Raw genomic sequence first — 21,819 nt, 5'->3', positions numbered from 1 at the left:
GAGGATCAGCATCCCCTGGCCGATGAGGCGCGGGGAACCCCTCTCCCGAGTGGGAGAGGGGCAGGGGTGAGGGTGGCACGGGTTCAGTTTTGGGCGCGGAGCGGCGAGTTGGCAGCGGCACGGTTCAGTTACCTTGCGGAACCGTAGCACCCTCACGTGGGATCTTCGATCCCCATGCCCCTCTCCCGCTCGGGAGAGGGGGTTCCCCGCGCCTGGCTTGCGAGCGGCTACTCCGCCGCCACCGGCAGCCGGGCCCGCTCCATCTCGCGCAGGGCCCGCCGGTACTCGACCGGCATCACCTTCACGAACTTGGTGCGGTAGGTGTCCCAGTTGTCGATGATCGCCTTGGCGCGCACCGAGCCGGTGTACTTGAGGTGGTTGTTGATCAGCCCGACGAGACGCTCCTCGTCATGGCCCGACATGTTGGCCAGGATGTCGATGCGCCCCTTGGTCTCCAGGTCGCCGTCCTGGTGGAAGCGGCGCATGAACTCGTCCTCCTCCTCGACCGGCTCGAGATCGACCATGGACAGGTTGCAGCGCTTGGCGAACGTGCCGTCCTCGTCGAGGACATAGGCGATGCCGCCCGACATGCCGGCCGCGAAGTTGCGGCCGGTCTCGCCGATCGACACCACGACGCCGCCCGTCATGTACTCGCAGCCATGGTCGCCCATGCCCTCGACCACCGCGATGGCGCCGGAATTGCGCACCGCGAAGCGCTCGCCGGCCGCGCCCCGGATATAGGCCTCGCCCGCGATCGCCCCGTACAGCACGGTGTTGCCCACCATGATGGTGCGCTCGGCCGGCGCCTTGAGGCCGTCGGAGGGGCGCAGGATCAGCTTGCCGCCCGACAGGCCCTTGCCGACATAGTCGTTCCCGTGCCCGGTGAGGATCAGGGTGACGCCCGCGGCGAGCCACGCGCCGAAGCTCTGCCCGGCGGTGCCGGTGAGCTTCACGGTGAGGGTGTCGTCGGGAAGCCCCTCGTGCCCGTGCGCCTTGGCGACGAGGCCCGACAGCATCGCGCCCGCCGCCCGGTCCGAGTTGCGGATCACGTCCTCGACGGTGGCGGGCTCGCCCGTCTCGATGGCCGAGCCCAAAGCCGCGATCAGCCGGCGGTCGAGCACGTGGTCGATCGGGTGCTTCTGCGCCTCGACATGCCGGATCGCGACATGCCCGGGCACTTCCGGCTTGTGGAACAGCCGGGTGAAGTCGAGGCCCTTGGCCTTCCAGTGCGAGATCGCCGCGAGCTTGTCGAGGTGGTCCGAGCGCCCGATCAGGTCGTCGAGCTTCGTCACGCCGAGACCCGCCATCAGCTCGCGCACCTCTTCGGCGACGAAGAAGAAGTAGTTGATGACGTGCTCAGGGGTGCCCTTGAAGCGCTTGCGCAGCACCGGATCCTGGGTCGCGACGCCCACCGGGCAGGTGTTGAGGTGGCACTTGCGCATCATGATGCAGCCGGCCGCGATGAGCGGCGCGGTCGAGAAGCCGAACTGGTCGGCGCCGAGCAGCGCCGCGATCAGCACGTCGCGGCCCGTGCGGATGCCGCCATCCGCCTGCAGGGCCACGCGGCCGCGCAGGTGGTTGAGGACGAGGGTCTGCTGGGTCTCGGCGAGGCCGATCTCCCAGGGGCCGCCCGCATGCTTGATCGAGGTGAGCGGGGCCGCGCCCGTGCCGCCGTCGAAGCCTGAGATGGTGATGTGGTCGGCGCGCGCCTTGGCGACGCCCGCCGCCACGGTCCCGACCCCGACCTCGGAGACGAGCTTCACCGAGACCTCGGCCGCGGGGTTCACGTTCTTGAGGTCGAAGATCAGCTGGGCGAGATCCTCGATCGAGTAGATGTCGTGGTGCGGCGGCGGCGAGATCAGGCCGACGCCCGGCGTCGAGTGCCGGACCTTGGCGATCTTGGCGTCGACCTTGTGGCCGGGGAGCTGGCCGCCCTCGCCGGGCTTGGCTCCCTGAGCCACCTTGATCTGCATCATGTCGGAATTGACGAGGTACTCGGTCGTCACCCCGAAGCGGCCGGAGGCCACCTGCTTGATCGCCGAGCGGCGCGAGCGGCCGTCCGGCAGCGGCCGGTAGCGCTCGCGCTCCTCGCCGCCCTCGCCCGAATTCGAGCGCCCGCCGAAGGAGTTCAGCGCGATCGCCAGGGTCTCGTGCGCCTCCTTGGAGATGGAGCCATACGACATGGCCCCGGTCGCGAAGCGCTTGACGATCTCGGCGGCCGGCTCGACGGCGTCGATGTCCACCGGGCTGCTGCCGATCTCGGCCGCGCTCTTGATGCGGAACAGGCCCCGGATGGTCTTGAGGTGGTTCTCCTGCTCGTTCACGAGCCGGGCGAATTCCCGGTAGCGCTCGGGCAGCCGCAGGCGCACGGCGTGCTGGAGCGTCGCCACCGTGTCGGGCGTCCAGGTATGGGCCTCGCCGCGCAGGCGGTAGGCGTATTCGCCGCCGACATCGAGCGCGTTGCGGTAGACCGGCGCGTCGCCGAAGGCGTCACGGTGGCGCCGCAGCGTCTCCTCGGCCACCTCGGCCATGCCGATGCCCTCGATCGTCGTCGCCGTGCCGAAGAAGTCCCGCTCGACGAAGGACGAGTTCAGGCCGACCGCGTCGAAGATCTGCGCGCCGCAATAGGACTGATAGGTGGAGATGCCCATCTTGGACATCACCTTGAGCAGCCCCTTATCGATCGACTTGATGTAGCGGTAGATGATCTCGTCGTCAGAGAGTTCGGGCGGCAGCTCGTCCTTCATGGCGAGCAGGGTCTCGAAGGCGAGATAGGGGTTGATCGCCTCGGCGCCGTAGCCGGCCAGACACGCGAAATGATGCACCTCGCGCGGCTCGCCGGACTCGACCACGAGGCCGACCGAGGTGCGAAGCCCCTTGCGGATCAGGTAGTTGTGCACGGCCGCGGTGGCGAGCAGCGCGGGGATCGGGATCCGGTCCGGCCCGACCGCCCGGTCGGACAGCACGATGATGTTGTAGCCGCCGCGCACCGCCGCCTCGGCGCGGTCGCAGAGCCGGTCGACGGCCCCGTCCATCCCTTGAGCGCCGAGCTCGGCCGGGTAGGTGATGTCGAGGGTCTTGGTGTCGAAGCGGTCCTCGAAATGGCCGATGCAGCGGATCTTCTCCAGATCCGCGTTGGTCAGGATCGGCTGGCGCACCTCAAGCCGCTTCTTGCGCGAGGTGCCTTCGAGGTCGAGGATGTTCGGCCGCGGCCCGATGAACGAGACGAGGCTCATCACGGCCTCCTCGCGGATCGGGTCGATCGGCGGGTTGGTGACCTGCGCGAAGTTCTGCTTGAAGTAGGTGTAGAGCAGCTTGGGCTTGTCGGAGAGCGCCGAGAGCGGCGTGTCCGACCCCATGGAGCCCACCGCCTCCTGGCCGGTCACGGCCATGGGCTGCATCAGGAGCTTCAGGTCCTCCTGGGTGTAGCCGAAGGCCTGCTGGCGGTCGAGGAGCGAGACGTCGGTGCGCGACTCGCGCGGCTGCACCGGGCGCAGGTCCTCCAGCACGATCTGGGTGCGCTTCAGCCAGTCCTTGTAGGGGTTGGCGGCGGCGAGCTCGCGCTTGATCTCCTCGTCCGAGACGATGCGGCCCTTGTCCAGGTCGATGAGCAGCATCCGACCCGGCTGCAGGCGCCAGGATTCGACGATCGTCTCGTCCGGGATCGGCAGCACGCCCATCTCGGAGGCGAGCACGACGAGGCCGTCCTCGGTCACCACGTAGCGGGCCGGGCGCAGGCCATTGCGGTCGAGGGTGGCGCCGATCTGGCGGCCATCCGTGAAGCACACGGCGGCCGGCCCGTCCCACGGCTCCATGAGCGCGGCATGGTACTCGTAGAAGGCGCGCCGCTCCTCGCTCATCAGCGGGTTGCCGGCCCAGGCCTCGGGGATGAGCATCATCATCGCGTGGGCGAGCGGGTAGCCGCCCTGCACGAGGAATTCGAGCGCGTTGTCGAAGCAGGCGGTGTCGGACTGGCCCTCGTAGGAGATCGGCCACAGCTTCGAGATGTCGTTCCCGAACAGCTCGGAATCCACGCTCGCCTGGCGCGCCGCCATCCAATTGACGTTGCCGCGCAGCGTGTTGATCTCGCCGTTATGCGCCACCATCCGGTAGGGGTGGGACAGGCGCCAGGTCGGGAAGGTGTTGGTGGCGAAACGCTGGTGCACCAGGGCGAGCGCCGAGGCGAAACGCTCGTCCTTGAGGTCGAGGTAGTACTGCCCGAGCTGGTGCACGAGCACCATGCCCTTGTACACGATGGTGCGCGAGGACAGGGAGACCGGGTAGAACTCCTTGAGCTTCTCGTCCTTGAGGTCGTAGACCGCGTTCGAGATGACCTTGCGGCAGAGATAGAGCCGGCGCTCGAAGGCGTCCTGGTCGGGGCTCGAAGCGGGCCGGCCGATGAAGACCTGCCGGTGGCGCGGCTCGCTGGCCTTCACGCTCTCGCCGAGGTCGCTCGCGTCGACCGGCACGTCGCGCCAGCCGAGCAGCGTCAGGCCCTCGTCGGCGATCACCTTCTCGATGATGCCGACCACATTGCGAAAACCCTCCTCGTCGCGGGGCATGTAGAGCTGGCCGACGCCGTAATGCCCGGCCTCCGGCAGGGCGATGCCGAGCCGGCTCGCCTCTGCGGCGAAGAAGTCGTGCGGGATCTGCACGAGGATGCCGCAGCCGTCGCCCATCTTCGGGTCGGCGCCGACCGCGCCTCGGTGGTCGAGGTTCTGCAGGATCTGCAGGCCCTGCTGCACGATGGCGTGGCTGCGCCGGTTGTGCAGGTCGGCGATGAAGCCGACGCCGCAGGAATCCTTCTCGCGCTTGGGATCGTAGAGGCCCTGCTCCGCCGGCAGCGCCGGATCGCGCACGACGAGGGCCGGTGCTGCCGGCCCGCGGGTGGTGTGCTGGGAGGGGTCCAGGCCGCTCATCGTCTCGTCTCCCGTCGGCGCCCGCCTTCGGGGGCGCGCCTGCTGCCACGCGGCCGGCATGAGGCCGGCGCATCATCGTCCGGAGGCCCCTCCCGCCGGCGCGATCCGGCGGACGGACTTCGCGCTCGGCGGGACCTAGCATGGGCCACCGCTTCATTCTCTTGGAGGTTCGGCCGCGTCTCGCGTCAGGGAGCGCCCGCACCTCGCGGACGCCCGGCGGCCTCGTCAGCCGGCGCGCGTCCGCACCGCCCGCGGGGCGGTGCCTTTCTTATCTCGTTTGGCCAAAGTGCAAGCCATCAACCAGCGAGCCACCAGCCAGCGCCCTTCGGATTCCGGACCGCGCGGCCCGGGAAAATGGGACAGTCCTGCTGTCCTAATTTTGGACGTTGCCAGATTTCAACGGCTCCAGCAAGGGCCGTGCCTGCGGGAGCGTGTGATTTTCTTGCGTCGTGCGGCGGCGCGCCGCAACGAACGTTCAAATCGCGTCGGGGCGGCGCAGTTTTTCCAAGCCCCTTTTCCAGGCCCCGCGCATGCCCGCCATGATCCTGCCCCGGTCGCGGTGCCGCGCCGGCGCCGGCATGATGGCGCCTGATTCGGCGGGAGCGGACCTGATGAACTTCGCGAGCGACAACGTGACCGGCGCGAGCGCCCCGATCCTCGACGCGGTGGTGCGCGCGAATGCGGGTGCGATGCCGGCCTACGGGGCGGATCCGCTCACCGCCGCGCTCCAGGCGCGCTTCCGCGCCCTCTTCCAGCATCCCGACCTCGTCGTGTTCCCGGTCGCGACCGGCACGGCGGCGAACGCCATCGCGCTCGCCGCGATGGTGCCGCCCTTCGGCCTCTGCCTCTGCCACGAGGAGGCGCATGTGATGGGCGACGAGTGCGGCGCGCCGGAATTCTACACCCACGGCGCCAAGCTCGCGGGACTTCCCGGCACCGGGGCCAAGATCGATCCGGCGGCCTTCGACGCGACGCTCTCGGCGATGCCCCGCCACGTGAAACAGATGCCGGCCCGGGCCCTCACCCTGTCGCAGGCCACCGAGGGCGGCCTCGTCTACCGCCCGGACGAGGTGGCGCGCCTCGCGGAAGGCGCCCACCGGCACGGCCTCGCCGTGCACATGGACGGCGCGCGCTTCGCCAACGCCGTCGCGGCGCTCGGCTGCCCGCCCGCCGACGTGACCTGGCGGGCGGGCGTCGACATCCTGTCCTTCGGGGCGAGCAAGAACGGGGCGCTTGCCGCCGAGGCGATCGTGGTGTTCCGCCCGGATCTCGCCGAGACGATCGAGTACCGCCGCAAGCGGGCGGGCCATCTCCTCTCGAAGGGCCGGCTGCTCGCCGCCCAGCTCCACGCCTATCTGGACGACGACCACTGGCTCGCCAATGCCGCGACCGCGAACCGCATGGCGGCGCGGCTCGGCCGCGGACTCGCGGAGATCCCGGGCGTTCGCCTCGCCTGGCCGGTCGAGGCGAACGAGGTCTTCCCGATCCTGCCGGCGCATCTGGAGCGCAGTCTCAAGGAGGGCGGCGCCACCTTCTACGGCTGGCACTCCACCAGCCTGCCCCCCGGCGAGGCCGTGCGCGAGGGCGAGGTCTTCGCGCGCCTGATCACCGCCTTCTCGACGACGCAGGCCGAGGTCGACGCCTTCCTCGACCTCGCGCGGGCTTGCGCCTGAGCGGGGCCGTCACTCCGGCAGGCGCGGCAGCGGCGTCCCGTCCTTCGGGATGCCGTAGCGGGCTGCGTTCAGCTGCATCGCCAGGAAGGTGTAGTAGCCGCTGATCGCCGTCAGATCGACCACGCCCGGCTTGCCGAAACGCTGCTCGGCCCGCGCGAAGGTCGCGTCCGAGACGCGCCGGTTCTGCTGCAGCTCGGTGGTGAAGTCGTAGACGATCTCCTCGTCCTCGCTGAGGCCCGTCGGCCGGCGCCCGTCCCGGATCGCCGCGATGACCTCCGGAGCGATGCCGACCTTCGCGGCGATCGGGGCGTGGACGTACCATTCGTAATCCTGCGTCCACAGCCGCGCGTTGATCAGGATGACGAGCTCGGAGAGCCTGGTGCCGATCTTCGGCTTGTAGCGCAGGTAGTCGCCCATCGCGCGGGTGAGGGTCATCACCTCCGGCGAGTGCATCAGCGGCTCGAAGGGACCGAAGACCTTGACCTTGCGGGCCGCCTCGAACTCCTCGGCGGCCTTCTTCTGCTCGGGCGTGTACTGGTCGGGCGGGATGGTGGGCAGGCGGTCCTGGGCGAGGGCCACGGTCGAGAGCAGGCAGAGCGCTAAGCAGGCTTGCGTTGGCGTGCCGCCACTTCGCCTGCTGAGGTCCTTGGCCCGTCGCAGGTTTTTGCCGGAAAACCGCAGGCTCCGAAACCTGCTTAGGGCGGGCGCGAGGCGCGACATGGGGAAGATCCGGGGCGTGCGGGGCGGCGAATTCTGATCCGCCATCGCCGGAAAGGCGAGGACGAGGTGTGCAGGCACACCGCGTTATCCCCGCATTCCCGCCCCAATCGGCAGATCTAACGGGCTCGTCCAAGCACAAGGGGAAGCGGGGAGCCAACTCCGACGGCCCCGAAACCAAGGGAATGCGGGACATGATCGCTCGGCGGTCGACTCGGAGCGCGGCCCACGCGGCCGCGCTCTCCTTCGCGGGCCTTCTGACGGCGCTCGGGATCGGAGCGCCGGCGCCGGCCTCCGCGCAGGTCTATTACGAGGTCGAGGAGGCGGACGCGGTGCTCGCGCCCCGCGCCGTGCTGGTCCGGCTCGGCCGCGAGGGCTACCGGGCCTTCACGCATCCGCGCTTCGATGGCGATGCCTACGTGCTCGAGGCCGACTCGCCCTGGGGCAACCGGGTGCGGCTCACCGTCAATGCCCGCACGGGCCGGGTGCTCGACCGCGACCGAATCGAGGCGCCGCTCTACCCGCCGGGCACGATCCCGGGCGGGCGCCGCCCAGGCTATGGCTGGACCGAGGCCGAGACCCGCATCCTGCCGCCCCGCGACCTCGCCCGCGAGCCGCTCCCGCGCGCACCCTCCGCCGGCGCCCCGGCCTATGGCCGCACCGAGCCCCTGCCCGACGAGCGCCGCACCGCGGCCCGGGTGCTGCCGCCGGTCGAGCGCGTCGCACCCGCCTCACCCGCTCCCCGCCCGCTGCCCGGCGCGGCGCAGGACGGGAACCCGCTCGGCCTGAACCCGGACAGCCCCGCCGCCCGCCGGTCCGAGGCGCCCCGCAAGGCCGCCAGGGCGGCCCCGAAGCCGATCGAGAGCCCGGCCGCCCTGACCGAGCCGAAGCCCGCCCCCAAGCTCGTCGCCCCCAAGCCCGCCGCGCCGGAGACGAAGCCGATGGCGGCCGCGAGTCCGCCGCCCGCGCCGAAGGCGGCCGATTCCGGCTGGAAGACCCCGCCGGAGGCCGGCAGCCGCCCGGTGCGCGTGATCGGCGGCATCACCCCGGTTCCGGCCAAGGACGAGCCGGCGACCGCGAAGGAATAGGCGGGCGGAGCAGTGGCGGCTGCCCTTCTCAAGAGCAGTGCGTGACGCTTTGCCTAAAGCTCGGCAATGATGGAGCCGAGCCGATCGACCGCTGCGGTGATTTCGTGCGGCTGCCAGGAGGCGAATCCGAGCAGGATCCCGTTCATCCGGCCGGGGGCCATGCAGAGCCGCGAGACCGCGACAACATCGAGCCCCGCTGTCTCTGCGCGGCGGGCCACCGTTGGAGCGGTTCTGACCGGGCTCGCCCTTGCGATTCATGGGCTGCCGCGCATGGCCTGGACCATGCGCGTGACGGCGTTGCTCGCCTTGTGGGCTCGTCGGCACGGCGCTCGCCTACTGGGCGATGTCCTTGGTCAACCGCTCTCTGCCGGCATTGACCACTGCGCTCGGTGTCACGGCCACTCCACTGGTCGGGATTGGCATGTCGTCGCTTGCCCTTGGCGAGCGGATCGACGCGACCCTCGGCATCGCCGCCATCCTCATGGTTGCCGGCATCGGAATCACGGCGATCACGCAGAGCGGAGCGCCTGCTGCGGCAACCTCCGCAAAGGCGTAGCGCGGCCCCCTCCCCGACCGGCTCGGGCTTTGAGCCCTCAGGCCACCACCACCTCGGTTCTCACCGAGTTGGCGATGAAGCACCCCTCATGCGCCGCGTGGTGGAGCTGCGCGAGGCTTTCGGCATCCGGCGCGGGGCCGGACCACTCGATCCGCGGATGAAGCGTCACCCTCGTCACCGCCTGCCGGCCCGGGGCGATCTCCCCCATCACGCCCTCCGCATGGTCCCGGTAGGCCATGGCGCGGAAGCCCGCCTGCCGCGCGAGGTGCAGGAAGGTCAGCATGTGGCAGCTGGAGAGGGCCGCCGTCAGCATCTCCTCCGGATCCACCGCCTCCTTCACCGCCCATCGTCCGACGACGTGCGGCGAGGCCGAGCCCGGCAGCGTCATGCCGGCGTCGAAGCTCAGCGTGTGGCCGCGGCTGTAGCGGCCGCTCGCGAAATCCTCGCCCTCCTTCAGGGTCCATGTCACATCGGCGGTGTAGGTCGACATGCCTGCCTCCGTCTTGCGGGCGGGCGGGCGGGCTTCCGCGCGACCGTCGGCGGGGCCTGCGCGTGCTCCCCGGGCCATGCTCGCGCATTCCGGCGGCGATGCGCAAGCGAGCGGATCCTCTTTGAGGTGCGAAGCAGCCTTCGATGCCTCCCGCCTAGATCTAAAGGCGCGCTCGACAAGCGCTGCCAATTTGGGTTCCATCGTTGCCTCAAGGTCCGGTCTCAACGGGCCGGCATGCCCAAGAAACGATCTCGGAGGAGACCTCGATGCGATTGCCCTTCACCGCCCTCGCGGCGGCGCTCGTCTGCGCGACCGCGCTTGCCGGCCCGGCGCGCGCTGCGGATCCGATCAAGATCGGCGTATCGGGCCCCTTCACGGGCGGCTCCTCCTCCATGGGCGTCTCGATGCGCGACGGCGTGCGGCTCGCCGTCCAGGAGATCAACCAGAAGGGCGGCGTGCTCGGGCGCCAGCTCCAGATCGTCGAGCGCGACGACGAGGCCAAGAACGAGGTCGGCGCCCAGGTCGCGCAGGAGCTGATCAACAAGGAGAAGGTCGTCGCCACGCTCGGCTTCATCAATACCGGCGTGGCGCTCGCCGCCCAGCGCTTCTACCAGGAGGCCGAGATCCCGGTGATCAACAACGTCGCCACCGGCACGGTCATCACCAATCAGTTCAACCCGCCGGATTACGACGACAATTACGTGTTCCGGACCTCGGCCTATGACGTGCTGCAGGCCGGCATGATGGCCGACGAGGCGATCGCCCGCGGCTTCAAGAAGATCGCGATCCTGGCCGATTCCACCAATTACGGCCAGCTCGGGCGCGAGGATCTGGAGAAGTACCTCAAGGCCAAGGGCGTGACCCCGGTCGTGGTGGAGAAGTTCAACATCAAGGACGTCGACATGACGCCCCAGCTGCTGAAGGCGCAGGCGGCGGGCGCGGACGTGATCCTGGCCTACGGCATCGGGCCCGAACTCGGGCAGGTCGCCAACGGCATGGCGAAGCTCGGCTGGAAGGTGCCGATGATCACCTCCTGGCCGTCCTCGATGCAGAGCTTCATCGATATCGCCGGGCCGAACGGCAACGGCGTGACCATGCCCCAGACCTTCATCGAGGATAAGACCCTGCCGCGGCGCAAGGCGTTCCTCGAAAGCTACTATGCCACCTACAAGGTCTCGAAGATCCCGACCCCGGTCGCGGGCGCGCAAGGCTACGATTCTGTCTTCCTCCTCGCCGCCGCGATCAAGCAGGCCGGCAGCACCGAGGGGCCGAAGATCCGCGCGGCGCTCGAAGATCTGAAGGAGAAGGTCGAGGGCGTGGTGACGACCTACGACAAGCCCTTCACCAAGACCGACCACAACGCCATCACCCGCAACATGGTGGTGTTCGGCAAGGTGCAGGACGGCCGGATCGTCTACGCCAAGGAGGAGGACGCCAAGAACGCGGGCGTCGTCCGCCTGAAGGAGAAGGCGTCGAACTGAACACCCACGGTCGTCGTCCTGCCGATCGGCCCGCGCGGAATCCCGCGCGGGCTCAACCCCACGGCCTCCCCCGGGGTCCCCGATGCAAATCTTCCTGCAGCTCGTCGCGAGCGGCGTCGCGGTCGGCATGATCTATGCCGCCATCGCGTTCGGCTACCAGCTCACCTTCGCCACCTCGAAGACGCTCAATTTCGGCCAGGGCGAGGCGCTGATGCTCGGCGCCCTGTTCGGCCTCACCCTGGTGCCCTTCACGGGCTACTGGCTGATGCTGCCCCTCGTCCTCGTCTTCGGCTTCGCGCTCGGCGCCGTGGTCGAGCGGCTCGGCGTGCGCCCGGCCGTGAAGATCAAGTCCGAATACGGGTGGATCATGGCCACCATCGCGCTCGGCATCATCTTCAAGAACGTGGCCGAGAACATCTGGGGGCGCGACGACCTCAAGTTCCCCTCGCCGCTGCCGGAGACGGCGCTGACCTTCGGCGGCGTCCGCGTGCTGCCGATGGAGCTCCTGATCGTCGCCGGCGCGCTCCTGATGATGCTGGCCGTCGAAGTGTTCAACCGCCGCTCGATCTGGGGCAAGGCGGTGGTCGCCACCTCCAACGACATCGACGCAGCCGGCCTGATGGGCATCAACACCCGCAAGGTCATCACGCTGTCCTATTCGATCAGCGCCATGACGGCGGCTTTCGCGGGCGTGCTCGTCGCTCCCGTAACCCTCACGGGCGCCACGATGGGCTCGGTGCTGGCGCTCAAGGCCTTCGCGGTGGCGATCATCGGCGGCCTCGAATCCGGCCTCGGCGTCATCGTCGGCGGGCTGATCCTCGGCATCGCCGAGACGCTCACGGGCTTCTACATCTCGACGGGCTACAAGGACGTGCCCGGCCTGATCCTGCTCCTCCTCGTCCTCGCGGTCAGGCCGGTCGGCCTGTTCGGCAAGGCCGTGATCAAGAAGGTCTGACGAGGGCTAGAGGGCCCTCGTCGCGTTCCCCCGCGCACGGAATCCTTGAATATGGCGCAGCCCGCATCCGCCCTCGCCCGAGAGGCCGCCCCGCCCGCCCCCGCGGCGGGACTCGGCCGCTTCGCGGGCCTGATCGGCGCCGGCCTCCTCGTGCTGTTCCTGGCGGCCTTCCCGCATGTCGTCACCAGCCAGTACTACATCCACCTCCTCACCGTGATCGCCATCTACGCGATCCTGATTCTCGGCCTCGACATCGTGGTCGGCTATACGGGCCAGGTCTCGCTTGGCCATGCCGGCCTGTTCGGGGTCGGTGCCTATGCGGCGGCGGTGCTCTTCCTCAAGTTCAAGCTCGGCATCTGGGTCGGGCTTCTCGCCGGCATCGGCGTCACGGCGGCCTTCGGGCTCCTGCTGGCGATCCCGGCCCTGCGGGTGAGCGGCCCCTATCTCGCCATGGTGACGCTCGCCTTCGGCACCATCGTGCAGATCTTCATCAACGAGATGACCGATCTGACCAACGGGCCGCTCGGCATCACCCTGCCGCCGGCCCGGGTCCTCGACTTCTCCCTGCTCGGGCTTCAGGCCCCGTGGGGCGCGGCGGGGCGCAAGCTCGAATTCTACTACCTCGTCTGCGCGAGCCTGCTCGCGACCATCCTGGTGGTGAACCGGGTGGTGCGCTCGCCCTTCGGCCGCGCCTTCGAGGCCCTGCGCGACTCGCCCATCGCCTGCGACTGCATGGGCGTCAGCGTCTACCGCTACAAGGTCTACGCTTTCGTGATCTCGGCGGCGCTGGCGGGGCTCGCGGGCGCGCTCTTCGCATGGTCGGAGCGCTACGTCGCCCCGAACACCTACGGCTTCGAGCTCACCGTGCTGTTCCTGCTCGCCGTCACCATGGGCGGGCGTAAGTCGCGCTCCGGCCCGCTGATCGGCGCGGCCATCATCGTGATGATGCCGAACATCCTCGCCGACATCGCGCTGGTGCGGATCATGGCGGGAGGCATCGCGGCGCTCGCCCTCGGCATCCTCTGCGTCGCCTTCCTGCGCCGTCAGGAGAACCGCGTCTCGATCCTGGTGCCGGCGCTCCTCTGCATCGCCTTCTTCCCGGCGACCATCGCCCTGGAATCGGTGACGGATTACCGGCTCACCGTCTTCGGGCTGATGATCCTATTCGTGGTCTACTACCTGCCGGAGGGCATCGTCGGGTATTTTCGCGAGAAGCTGCCCGCCTTACGCCCGGCCCATACGGGCGAGGGCAGGCTGCTGACCGCCGCCGGCGAAGCGCTGATCCGGCAAGGCGGCCGCTCGGGTGCCGATCCGCTCCTCCGGGTCGAGGGCGCCGTGATGCAGTTCGGCGGCCTCAAGGCGCTGGCCGGCGTCGACCTCAGCGTTCGCCCCGGCACGATCCACGGCCTGATCGGGCCGAACGGCTCGGGCAAGAGCACGATGATGAACGTGCTCACCGGCATCTACCGGCCGACCGAGGGCGCGGTGGTGCTCGCCGGCAGCAACCGCCTCGACGGGCGCACGCCCTCCGAGATCGCGCTCGCGGGCGTGGCGCGCACCTTCCAGAACGTCCAGCTCTTCCGGGAGATGACGGCGCTGGAGAACGTGCTGGTCGGGCTCCACCACGCCTTCCGGGGCACGCTCTTCGACGCGATCCTCGGCACGCCCCGGCGGCGGCGCGAGGAGCGGGAGGCGCGCGCCCGCGCCATGGCGATCCTCGACTTCGTGGGCTTAAGCAACCTCGCGCAGGTCGAGGCGCGCAACCTGCCCTACGGCAAGCAGCGCCTGCTCGAGATCGGCCGGGCGCTCGCCCTCGATCCGGTGCTGCTCCTCCTCGACGAGCCGGCCGCGGGCCTGACCGCGCCCGACATTGCGGAGCTCACCGCCATCATCCGCAAGATCCGGGATGCCGGCATCACCGTGATCCTGATCGAGCACCACATGGACGTGGTGATGGGGCTCTGCGACCGCGTCAGCGTCCTCGATTTCGGCCACAAGATCGCGGAGGGCGGCGCCCGCGAGATCCAGGCCGACCCGAAGGTCATCGAAGCCTATCTCGGCAGCCCGGTTGCCGACGCCGCGGAGTAGAGCGATGCTCGACGTGACGGGACTGGCCGCCGGCTACGGCCAGGTCGAGGTGCTGCACGGCCTCACCTTCGCGGTGCCGAAGGGGCAGGTCGTGACCCTGATCGGCTCGAACGGGGCCGGCAAGACCACGACCATGCGGGCGCTCTCCGGCATGATCAAGCCGAAGGCCGGCTCGATCCGCCTCAACGGCCGCGAGATCGGCGGGCTCGACAGCCACGAGGTCGCCCGGGCCGGGCTCGCCCACTCGCCCGAGGGGCGCCGGGTCTTCCCGACGCTCACCGTCGAGGACAACCTGACGCTCGGGGCCTTCCCGCGCCTCACCGGCTCGCGGCCGAAGGGCGACGTCGCCGCCGACCGCGACCGGGTCTACGCCCTTTTTCCGCGCCTCAAGGAGCGCCGGTCGCAGCTCGCCGGCACCCTGTCGGGCGGCGAGCAGCAGATGCTCGCCATGGGCCGCGCCCTGATGCTGCGCCCGGAGATCCTCCTCCTCGACGAGCCCTCGATGGGGCTCGCCCCGAAGCTGGTGGAGGAGGTGTTTCGCACCATCCGGCGCCTGAAGGAGGAGCAGGTGACCATGCTCCTCGTCGAGCAGTTCGCCATGGCGGCCCTCGGGGTCGCCGACCATGCCTACGTGCTGGAGAACGGCCGCATCCGCTTCCAGGGCCCGGCCGAGCAGCTCCGCTCCGACCCGGCGGTGCGCGCGGCGTATCTCGGCGGCGGGCACTGACGGGGCCGGCCGCCCTCCGCTCGGCCTTCGGGACTGCTTGGCCTTCCGGGAGCGGGCGGCTCCCTTCTGGGTCGGCGGCATGTCACCCGGTTGACGGCCCCGGCCGGCGCGCAGGCTTGCCAAGTGCCGTCCGGCCCCGCCAAATGCGGCCCTCCCGCCGCCTGCTCTGGACCAGCCATGACCGAGACGGACGAACTGCTCTGCGCCGTCGATGACGAGGGCATTGCCCGCATCACCCTGAACCGGCCGCAGGCCCGCAACGCGCTGACCTTCGCGATGTACGAGCGGCTGTACGAGCTCAGCCGCGCCCTCGACGAGGACCGCGCGGTCAAGGCGGTGATCCTCAGCGGGGCGGGCGACAAGGCCTTCGCGGCCGGCACCGACATCGCGCAGTTCCGCGGCTTTGGCACGGCCGAGGATGCGCTCGGCTACGAGCGCTTCATGGACCGGGTGCTCGGCAGCCTGGAGCGCTGCCGCAAGCCCACCATCGCGGCGGTCGCGGGCGCCTGCACGGGCGGCGGGGCGGCGATCGCGGCGGCCTGCGACCTGCGGCTCGCCACCGGCGATGCGCGCTTCGGCTTCCCGATCGCCCGCACGCTCGGCAACTGCCTGTCGCTCGGCAACCTGCGGCGGCTCTCGGCGCTGGTGGGGGCGGCGCGCGTGAAGGAGATGCTGTTCACCGCCCGGCTGGTCGGGGCCGAGGAGGCGCAGCGCATCGGCCTGGTCAGCGAGGTGGTGGCGGATGCCGCCGCGCTTGCCGAGCGGGCGACCGCGCTGGCGCGGCTGGTGGCCGCGCATGCGCCGCTGACGCTGGCGGCCACCAAGGAGGGTCTGCGCCGGCTCGCCGGCGAGCCCGAGGCGGGCGGGCCGGCCGGCGATGACCTGATCCTGATGTGCTACACCAGCCGTGATTTTCGCGAGGGCATGGAGGCCTTCCTGGCCAAGCGCCCGCCCAACTGGTCCGGGACCTGAGATCCTCTGGGCCCGGCACCCGCTGAAGGGCAGCCATTCGCGTGCAGGAGCGCGCGCGACCGTGACAATGGCTCGGCGGGCTGGCAGGAAGGCCCGTCCGTTCCGGAGGCCCCCGTGACGTCCGCCAATTCCCGCACCGCCGATCACCCGATCGATCCGCTGTTCCTGGAGCGCTGTTCGCCGCGCGCCTTCACGGGCGAGGCGGTGAGCGAGGCCGATCTCCTGACGATGATCGAGGCCGCGCGCTGGGCGCCCTCCTCCTTCAACTCGCAGCCCTGGCGCTTCATCTATGCCCTGCGCGACACGCCCCAGTGGGGCCCCCTGTTCGATCTCCTCGTGCCCTCCAACCAGAACTGGGTGAAGGATGCGGGCGCCCTGCTGTTCCTCGTCTCGAACCAGATGATGAACACCAAGAGCGGGCTGAAGCCGTCCTGGAGCGCCTCCTTCGATACCGGCACCGCCTCGGCGATGTTCCAGCTCCAGGCGAACAAGCTCGGCTGGCACGCTCACGGCATGGTCGGCTTCGACAAGGAGCGGGCGCCCGGGGTGCTCAACGTGCCGGCGAACCACCGGGTCGAGGCCGCCTTCGCGGTCGGCCGCCGGGCCGATCCGGCGACACTGCCGGAGGAGCTGCGCGCCCGCGAGACGCCGAACGGCCGGCATCCGATCACCGACTTCGCCTTCGAGGGCATCTTTCCGGTGCGCGAGGCGTGACTAAGCAGGCTTGCGGTGGCAGGCCACCGCAAGCCTGCTTAGGTTCTTGGTCTGTCGCAGGTTTTTGACGGAAAACCGCATGGCACTTTTCCGAAACCTGCTTAGGCCGGCCACCTACGAGGACTTCGTCTCCGGGTTCCGCTGGCGGATCCCGGAGCGCTACAACATCGCGGTCGATGTCTGCGACCGCTGGGCGGCGGCCGATCCGCAGCGCCCGGCGCTCCTCGACGTCGCGGCGGATGGCCGGGTCGAGACCTGGAGCTTCGCGGCCCTGCGCGAAGCCTCGAACCGCTTCGCCAACGCGCTTCGCGCGCAGGGCATCGCCCGCGGCGACCGGGTGGCGGTGCTGCTGCCGCAATCCCCCGCCGTCCTGATCGCGCATCTCGCCATCTACAAGCTCGGGGCGGTGGCGCTGCCGCTCGCCGTCGTGTTCGGGCCGGACGCCCTGCTGCATCGCCTCGGCAACGCGGGCGCGCGGGCCGTCGTGACCCATGCGGGCGGGCTCGCCAAGCTGGCCCCGCTCCGGGATGCGCTGCCCGACCTCGCCCTCCTCGTCTCGACGGAGGGGCCGGGCGACGGGGCGCTCGGCTTCGCGGAACTCCTCGCCGCGAGCGCGCCGGATTTCACGCCCGTCGACACGGCGGCGGATGATCCCGCGCTGATGATCTACACCTCCGGCACGACCGGCCTGCCCAAGGGCGCGCTGCACGGGCACCGGGTGCTGCTCGGCCACCTGCCGGGCTTCGCCATGATGCACGAGTTCATGCCGCAACCCGGCGACCGGATGTGGACGCCCGCCGACTGGGCCTGGGCCGGCGGCCTCCTCAACGCGCTGCTGCCGAGCCTGCACCACGGGGTCGCGGTGGTGGCGCGCAAGGCGGAGAAATTCGAGCCCGAGGAGGTATTTCGGCTGATGGCAGACCTCGCCGTCGCCAACGCCTTCGTGCCGCCGACGGCGCTGCGGATGCTGCGCACGGTCGAGCGCCCGCGCGCGCGCTTCGACCTGTCGCGGCTGCGCACGCTGGCCTCGGCGGGCGAGATGCTGGGGCCAGAGACCTTCGGGTGGGCTCAAGCCGAGCTTCGGCTCACGGTCAACGAGGCCTATGGTCAGACCGAGTGCAACCTCGTGCTCGCCTCCTGCGCAGGCCTCGGGCTCGCCCGCGCGGGCTCGACCGGCAAGCCGGTTCCCGGCCATCGGGTGGCGGTGATCCGCCCGGACGGGACGCCGGCCGCCGCGGGCGAGATCGGCCAGATCGCGGTGGCGCGCCCGGACCCGGTGATGTTCCTCGGCTATTGGCGCGACCCTGCGGCGACCGAGGCCAAGTTCCTCGGCGACTGCATGACCACCGGCGACCAGGGCCGGGTCGACGCGGACGGCTACGTCCATTTCGTCGGGCGGGACGACGACGTCATCACCTCGTCGGGCTACCGGATCGGGCCGGGCGAGATCGAGGATTGCCTGCTGCGCCACCCGGCCGTGGCGCTCGCCGCCGCTGTCGGCAAGCCCGATCCGGTGCGCACGGAGATCGTCAAGGCCGTCGTGGTGCTGCGCCCGGGCTACCAGGCCTCCGACGCGCTCGCGGCCGAGATCCAGGATTTCGTGCGCCGGCGCCTCTCGGCGCACGAATACCCGCGCGAGATCGCCTTCCGGCCGAGCCTGCCGCTCACCACCACGGGCAAGATCATCCGGCGGGTGCTGCGGGACGAGGGGTGATCCGCGAGGACCGGCTCCGTCACCCCGCGCAGCGGGCCTCTGCCGCCAGCACGCGGCGCACGCTCACGCGCATATCCGCGAGGGTGAACGGTTTCGTCAGGACGTCGGACACGATGGCGTCGAGCCCGCGGGCCCGTTCGCGCTGGTCGGCGAAGCCCGTCATCAGCATGATGGTGAGGCCCGGATAATCCCGCTTGGCGGCGAGCGCCAGCGCGATGCCATCCATCAGCGGCATGCGGATGTCGGTCAGCATCAGGTCGAAGGCACCGTCCGCTTCGATGAGCCGGTCGAGCCCGTCGCTGCCGTCGACGGCCGTGACCACCACGTGCCCGTCCATCTCGAGGCCCCGCTTGAGGAAACCCCGGATCGACTCCTCGTCGTCGACAAGCAGGATGTTCGCCATGTCCTTCATCTCTCGGCCGCGGAGCGGCGAATCATAAGGAATGATGAGTCAAGCCCGGCACGCAGCCAAGGTTCCTCACAGGGCGGGCGGCCCATCACGGTCGAACAGGTCCGGCTCGTCCGCACCGTAATCGACGAGACCGACGAAGGGCAACTGACGGAAAGCATGCGCGATGTCCATGCCGTAGCCGACCACGAAGACATCCGGGCAGACGAAGCCGACATAATCCGCGTCGATCGACACCGCGCGCTTGCCGGGCTTCTCCAGGAGGACTGTGGTCAGCACGCGCCGGGCGCCGCGGGCCATCAGCAGGTCCTTGGCGTAGACGAGGGTGCGGCCGGATTCGAGGATGTCGTCGATCAGGAGCACGTCGCGCCCGCGCACCTCGCTCTCCACGTCGCGCAGGATCGCCACCTGCCCGGAGGAGACCGTGGCGGACCGGTAGCTCGACAGGTGGATGAACTCGACCTGGGGCGCGAGCCCGGCCCGGTGCAGGGCGCGGATCAGGTCGGCCGCGAACATGAAGCTGCCCTTGAGGACGGCCACCACCAGCAGGTCCTTCAGCGGCTGGTTCGCGATGGCGCGCGCCATCTCCTCGTTGCGCTGCGCGATGGCCGCCTCCTCGAACAGGACGCGGACGCGGGGGATGGCGGGGGAACTCATCGGGCCTCATTCTGCGGGGAGGGGGTGCTCCCTACGCTGACCGGAGATTTCTCGGTGTCAACCGCGGCGAATCGGACCAGGACGCGGCGCCCGCGCGCCGGCGGAGCGGCGAGCTCGGCCCGGAACCGCGCGGCATCCTTCGGTTCGAGCCGCGCGCGGGGCGCCTCCGCGGTCCAGCTGTAGACGAGCTGATCGGCCTCGTCCCGCACTTCGAGAGCGAGCGGCGGCACCGGCCGGGGCTCGGCGGCGGCGCTCACCAAGTCGCCCTCGACGACGAGCCGTCCCTCGCTGCCGGCCCCGGCCGGCACCTGGAAGGCGACCACGTCGCGGAAGTCGAGGCCGCGCAGGTTCACGGGAAGACCGATCGCGGCGTAGAGCCGCGCGGTCTGGGGCAGCGCCCGCACCACGCGCTCGCGGGCGAGCAGGGCCGCGCCGGCGAGCGCGAGGCCGAGGCAGACCGCGAGGGCGGCGAGGCTCGGGCGCGCGGTGCGGGCGGCAGGCGCCTTCGGGCGGGCGGGAACGGGCACCGGGGCGTCGACGGCCGTGAACACCGCCTCGCCGGGCGGCGACAGGGTATCCTGCTCCTGTCCGGGCGCGGCCACGAACCAAGCTTCGCGGCAGGACGCGCACCGCACCATGCGCCCCTCGGGCCCGATCCGCTCCGGGTCGAGCCGGTACTCGGCGGCGCAGGACGGGCAGACGATCTGCATGGCGAATCACGGCTGGCGCCCGGAGGGCCGGATCCCATCGGTTCTCTCGCGATAGCGTTAAGGCATGGTAAAGCGGCCGGCGGGCGTAATGCCCGCGCAAGATCCGGCGGGCTAAGGACACCACGAGAGCATGGGGAGCGCATGGCAGCCGGACCATACAGGGTGATGGGCGAGAGCCTCCTGTCGGGCATGGAGGAACCCGTCGTCCGGTTCGAGAACGTGGGCATGCGCTACGGCCTCGGGCCGGAGGTGCTGAGCGACATCAGCTTCACGATCGCCCCGCATTCCTTCCAGTTCCTCACCGGACCCTCGGGCGCCGGCAAGACGACGCTGCTGCGCCTGATCCTGCTCTCGGCCAAGCCCAGCCGCGGGCTGGTCTCGGTGTTCGGCGAGGAAGTGAGCGGCATCTCCAGCCACGCGCTCACGGGCCTGCGGCGGCGGATGGGCGTGGTGTTCCAGGATTTCCGCCTGCTCGACCATCTCACGACCTACGAGAATGTCGCGCTGCCGCTGCGCGTCCAGGGCCGGGCCGAGACGAGCTACCGGGCGGAGGTGGTGGAGCTGCTGCGCTGGGTGGGGCTCGGCGAGCGCATGCATGTGCTGCCCCCGCTCCTCTCGGGCGGCGAGAAGCAGCGCGCCGCCATCGCCCGCGCACTCATCGCCCGCCCCGAGCTGCTCCTCGCCGACGAGCCCACCGGCAATGTCGACCCGCAGCTCGGCCGGCGGCTCCTGCGCCTGTTCATCGAACTCAACCGCCTCGGGACCTCCGTGCTGATCGCGACCCACGACTTCGCCCTCATGGACCTCGTCGACGCGCGCCGGCTGATCCTCGGCGACCGCCACCTGCGGATCGAGGAGTGAGGCGGATGCTTCGTTCGCATCTCGGTCAAAGCAAGCGTCCGGATCCGGTCCGGTGCTCAGTATCGGACGGAGGCGCGCCATGACTGAAGGCGCCGCCGTCGAGCGGACCCAGCCGGCCGATACCCTGCCGCCGAGCCTGCGCCGCAACGCACCCCTCGTCCCCACCGACAGCAGCGCGAGCCGGGCGCTCGCGGCGGTCATCGCCATCCTGACCTTCCTGGCGGCGCTTTGCGCCGGGGCGGCCGAGATCGTCGCGTCGAGCGCGGCGCAATGGCAGGGCGCCGTCGCCAACGAGGTGACGATCCAGATCCGGCCGAGCCCCGGCCGCGACACGGAGGCCGATGTCGCCAAGGCAACCGAACTCGCCCGCGACGCGCCCGGGATCGCCGGCACGCGGGCCCTGTCGAAGACGGAATCCGAGCGCCTGCTCGAACCCTGGCTCGGCAGCGGGCTCGACCTCGGCGACCTGCCGGTGCCGCGCCTGATCACCGTGCGGCTGGCGGGCGGCGACCCGCCCGCGGACCTGCCCGCCCTGCGCCAGCGCCTCGTCCAGGCCCTGCCGGGCGTGGCGAGCCTCGACGACCACGCGCTCTGGATCTCGCGCCTCTCGACCATGGCCAACACCTTCGTGGGGGTGGGCGTCGGCATCGTCGCGCTGGTGCTGCTCGCGACCGGGCTCGCCGTGACCTTCGCGACCCGCGGGGCCATGGCGGGCAACCGGGAGGTGGTGGAGGTGCTGCATTTCGTCGGCGCCGACGCCGATTTCATCGCCCGCGAGTTCCAGCGCCGCTTCTTCCGTCTCGGTCTGCGCGGCGGGGTGATCGGGGCGGCGGCGGCGCTCGGCGCCCTGGCGCTCGGCGGCGCGCTCGCCCGGCTCTGGCGCGCGAGCCCTGCGGGCGACGAGATCGAGGCCCTGTTCGGCGGCTTCGAGATCGGCTGGCGGGGCTATGCGAGCGTGGTGCTGATCGGCGTGATCGCCTCGATCGTCACCGGCATCGTCTCGCGGGTGGCCGTGCGGCGCTTCCTCGATTGATGCGGACGGCGGCCCCCCGGGGCCGCCCTCCGGCGGCCCCCCAGGACCCCGTGAA

At 70.5% G+C, this 21,819-nt stretch carries 19 protein-coding genes; 12 read left to right on the top strand and 7 right to left on the bottom strand.

Annotation, left to right across the window (positions count from 1 at the left end):
- Positions 1 to 227 precede the first annotated feature (227 nt).
- On the bottom strand, positions 228 to 4,919 hold the full coding sequence (gene gltB, locus MNOD_RS05650) for a glutamate synthase large subunit (protein WP_015927874.1): 4,692 nt from the start codon (positions 4,917 to 4,919) through the stop codon (positions 228 to 230).
- Positions 4,920 to 5,530: 611 nt separating this feature from the next.
- On the opposite strand from gltB, the gene MNOD_RS05645 reads away from it, so the two are divergent.
- A complete protein-coding gene (locus MNOD_RS05645) occupies positions 5,531 to 6,592 on the top strand; it encodes a threonine aldolase family protein (RefSeq protein ID WP_015927873.1) in 1,062 nt (353 codons plus the stop codon).
- A gap of 9 nt (positions 6,593 to 6,601) precedes the next feature.
- Here MNOD_RS05645 and MNOD_RS05640 read toward each other — a convergent pair whose 3' ends face one another.
- Positions 6,602 to 7,312 (bottom strand): carboxymuconolactone decarboxylase family protein, encoded by a 711-nt coding sequence (locus MNOD_RS05640; protein ID WP_015927872.1) that lies wholly within the window; start codon positions 7,310 to 7,312, stop codon positions 6,602 to 6,604.
- Between the two features lie 191 nt (positions 7,313 to 7,503).
- Here MNOD_RS05640 and MNOD_RS05635 point away from each other — a divergent pair, with 191 nt between their 5' ends.
- Positions 7,504 to 8,397 (top strand): hypothetical protein, encoded by an 894-nt coding sequence (locus MNOD_RS05635; protein WP_244424669.1) that lies wholly within the window; start codon positions 7,504 to 7,506, stop codon positions 8,395 to 8,397.
- A 53-nt stretch (positions 8,398 to 8,450) separates the two neighbouring features.
- Here the strand turns inward: MNOD_RS05635 and MNOD_RS48610 are convergent, their stop codons facing one another.
- On the bottom strand, positions 8,451 to 8,615 hold the full coding sequence (locus tag MNOD_RS48610) for a hypothetical protein (protein ID WP_210161791.1): 165 nt from the start codon (positions 8,613 to 8,615) through the stop codon (positions 8,451 to 8,453).
- Between the two features lie 131 nt (positions 8,616 to 8,746).
- On the opposite strand from MNOD_RS48610, the gene MNOD_RS46170 reads away from it, so the two are divergent.
- Positions 8,747 to 8,953, top strand: a complete 207-nt coding sequence (locus tag MNOD_RS46170; RefSeq protein WP_198157583.1) for a hypothetical protein — start codon at positions 8,747 to 8,749, stop codon at positions 8,951 to 8,953.
- Positions 8,954 to 8,990: 37 nt separating this feature from the next.
- Here the strand turns inward: MNOD_RS46170 and MNOD_RS05630 are convergent, their stop codons facing one another.
- Positions 8,991 to 9,443: an OsmC family protein gene (locus MNOD_RS05630; RefSeq protein ID WP_015927869.1), complete on the bottom strand. Its 453-nt coding sequence runs from the start codon at positions 9,441 to 9,443 to the stop codon at positions 8,991 to 8,993.
- A gap of 266 nt (positions 9,444 to 9,709) precedes the next feature.
- Here MNOD_RS05630 and MNOD_RS05625 point away from each other — a divergent pair, with 266 nt between their 5' ends.
- The 7 genes from MNOD_RS05625 to MNOD_RS05595 all read left to right on the top strand — a co-directional run bounded on the left by MNOD_RS05625 (position 9,710) and on the right by MNOD_RS05595 (position 18,094).
- A complete protein-coding gene (locus MNOD_RS05625) occupies positions 9,710 to 10,924 on the top strand; it encodes an ABC transporter substrate-binding protein (protein ID WP_015927868.1) in 1,215 nt (404 codons plus the stop codon).
- Positions 10,925 to 11,006: 82 nt separating this feature from the next.
- Entirely contained in the window at positions 11,007 to 11,879 is an 873-nt protein-coding gene (locus tag MNOD_RS05620; protein ID WP_015927867.1) for a branched-chain amino acid ABC transporter permease, read from the top strand.
- A gap of 51 nt (positions 11,880 to 11,930) precedes the next feature.
- Positions 11,931 to 13,967, top strand: coding sequence for a branched-chain amino acid ABC transporter ATP-binding protein/permease (locus tag MNOD_RS05615; protein ID WP_015927866.1), 2,037 nt, complete (start codon positions 11,931 to 11,933; stop codon positions 13,965 to 13,967).
- A 4-nt stretch (positions 13,968 to 13,971) separates the two neighbouring features.
- Positions 13,972 to 14,694, top strand: coding sequence for an ABC transporter ATP-binding protein (locus MNOD_RS05610; protein WP_015927865.1), 723 nt, complete (start codon positions 13,972 to 13,974; stop codon positions 14,692 to 14,694).
- Positions 14,695 to 14,871: 177 nt separating this feature from the next.
- Positions 14,872 to 15,666 (top strand): enoyl-CoA hydratase/isomerase family protein, encoded by a 795-nt coding sequence (locus MNOD_RS05605; RefSeq protein WP_015927864.1) that lies wholly within the window; start codon positions 14,872 to 14,874, stop codon positions 15,664 to 15,666.
- 114 nt (positions 15,667 to 15,780) lie between these two features.
- The gene (locus MNOD_RS05600) at positions 15,781 to 16,380 is read left to right on the top strand and encodes a nitroreductase family protein (protein ID WP_015927863.1); all 600 of its coding nucleotides are present in this window, start codon (positions 15,781 to 15,783) and stop codon (positions 16,378 to 16,380) included.
- Between the two features lie 79 nt (positions 16,381 to 16,459).
- Complete coding sequence (locus MNOD_RS05595; RefSeq protein ID WP_015927862.1) at positions 16,460 to 18,094, top strand: AMP-binding protein; 1,635 nt, start codon at positions 16,460 to 16,462, stop codon at positions 18,092 to 18,094.
- 19 nt (positions 18,095 to 18,113) lie between these two features.
- Here MNOD_RS05595 and MNOD_RS05590 read toward each other — a convergent pair whose 3' ends face one another.
- From MNOD_RS05590 to MNOD_RS05580, 3 genes are all read right to left on the bottom strand, one after another.
- On the bottom strand, positions 18,114 to 18,497 hold the full coding sequence (locus MNOD_RS05590; RefSeq protein ID WP_015927861.1) for a response regulator: 384 nt from the start codon (positions 18,495 to 18,497) through the stop codon (positions 18,114 to 18,116).
- Between the two features lie 75 nt (positions 18,498 to 18,572).
- Positions 18,573 to 19,160: a hypoxanthine phosphoribosyltransferase gene (hpt, locus tag MNOD_RS05585; protein WP_015927860.1), complete on the bottom strand. Its 588-nt coding sequence runs from the start codon at positions 19,158 to 19,160 to the stop codon at positions 18,573 to 18,575.
- On the bottom strand, positions 19,157 to 19,870 hold the full coding sequence (locus MNOD_RS05580) for a DUF3426 domain-containing protein (RefSeq protein ID WP_015927859.1): 714 nt from the start codon (positions 19,868 to 19,870) through the stop codon (positions 19,157 to 19,159). Before MNOD_RS05580 ends, hpt begins: the two co-directional genes overlap by 4 nt.
- Positions 19,871 to 20,011: 141 nt before the next feature.
- Here MNOD_RS05580 and ftsE point away from each other — a divergent pair, with 141 nt between their 5' ends.
- Together ftsE and MNOD_RS05570 are read left to right on the top strand one after the other, a co-directional pair.
- Complete coding sequence (gene ftsE, locus MNOD_RS05575; protein WP_043748147.1) at positions 20,012 to 20,731, top strand: cell division ATP-binding protein FtsE; 720 nt, start codon at positions 20,012 to 20,014, stop codon at positions 20,729 to 20,731.
- A gap of 79 nt (positions 20,732 to 20,810) precedes the next feature.
- Complete coding sequence (locus tag MNOD_RS05570) at positions 20,811 to 21,764, top strand: cell division protein FtsX (RefSeq protein ID WP_015927857.1); 954 nt, start codon at positions 20,811 to 20,813, stop codon at positions 21,762 to 21,764.
- The last annotated feature ends 55 nt before the right edge of the window (positions 21,765 to 21,819 follow it).

It is taken from the genome of Methylobacterium nodulans ORS 2060 (genome assembly GCF_000022085.1).
Taxonomy (GTDB): Bacteria; Pseudomonadota; Alphaproteobacteria; order Rhizobiales; family Beijerinckiaceae; genus Methylobacterium; species Methylobacterium nodulans.
The sequence above is the reverse complement of the archived record's forward strand: the minus strand, read 5'-3'. Positions and strand labels throughout refer to the sequence as shown.

Bases quoted from the DNA above. Each gene is read 5' to 3' on its own strand.
- gltB (WP_015927874.1), bottom strand. From the start codon at position 4,919: ATGAGCGGCCTGGACCCCTCCCAGCACACCACCCGCGGGCCGGCAGCA.
- MNOD_RS05645 (WP_015927873.1), top strand. From the start codon at position 5,531: ATGAACTTCGCGAGCGACAACGTGACCGGCGCGAGCGCCCCGATCCTC.
- MNOD_RS05640 (WP_015927872.1), bottom strand. From the start codon at position 7,312: ATGTCGCGCCTCGCGCCCGCCCTAAGCAGGTTTCGGAGCCTGCGGTTT.
- MNOD_RS05635 (WP_244424669.1), top strand. From the start codon at position 7,504: ATGATCGCTCGGCGGTCGACTCGGAGCGCGGCCCACGCGGCCGCGCTC.
- MNOD_RS05630 (WP_015927869.1), bottom strand. From the start codon at position 9,443: ATGTCGACCTACACCGCCGATGTGACATGGACCCTGAAGGAGGGCGAG.
- MNOD_RS05625 (WP_015927868.1), top strand. From the start codon at position 9,710: ATGCGATTGCCCTTCACCGCCCTCGCGGCGGCGCTCGTCTGCGCGACC.
- MNOD_RS05620 (WP_015927867.1), top strand. From the start codon at position 11,007: ATGCAAATCTTCCTGCAGCTCGTCGCGAGCGGCGTCGCGGTCGGCATG.
- MNOD_RS05615 (WP_015927866.1), top strand. From the start codon at position 11,931: ATGGCGCAGCCCGCATCCGCCCTCGCCCGAGAGGCCGCCCCGCCCGCC.
- MNOD_RS05610 (WP_015927865.1), top strand. From the start codon at position 13,972: ATGCTCGACGTGACGGGACTGGCCGCCGGCTACGGCCAGGTCGAGGTG.
- MNOD_RS05605 (WP_015927864.1), top strand. From the start codon at position 14,872: ATGACCGAGACGGACGAACTGCTCTGCGCCGTCGATGACGAGGGCATT.
- MNOD_RS05595 (WP_015927862.1), top strand. From the start codon at position 16,460: ATGGCACTTTTCCGAAACCTGCTTAGGCCGGCCACCTACGAGGACTTC.
- MNOD_RS05590 (WP_015927861.1), bottom strand. From the start codon at position 18,497: ATGGCGAACATCCTGCTTGTCGACGACGAGGAGTCGATCCGGGGTTTC.
- hpt (WP_015927860.1), bottom strand. From the start codon at position 19,160: ATGAGTTCCCCCGCCATCCCCCGCGTCCGCGTCCTGTTCGAGGAGGCG.
- MNOD_RS05580 (WP_015927859.1), bottom strand. From the start codon at position 19,870: ATGCAGATCGTCTGCCCGTCCTGCGCCGCCGAGTACCGGCTCGACCCG.
- ftsE (WP_043748147.1), top strand. From the start codon at position 20,012: ATGGCAGCCGGACCATACAGGGTGATGGGCGAGAGCCTCCTGTCGGGC.
- MNOD_RS05570 (WP_015927857.1), top strand. From the start codon at position 20,811: ATGACTGAAGGCGCCGCCGTCGAGCGGACCCAGCCGGCCGATACCCTG.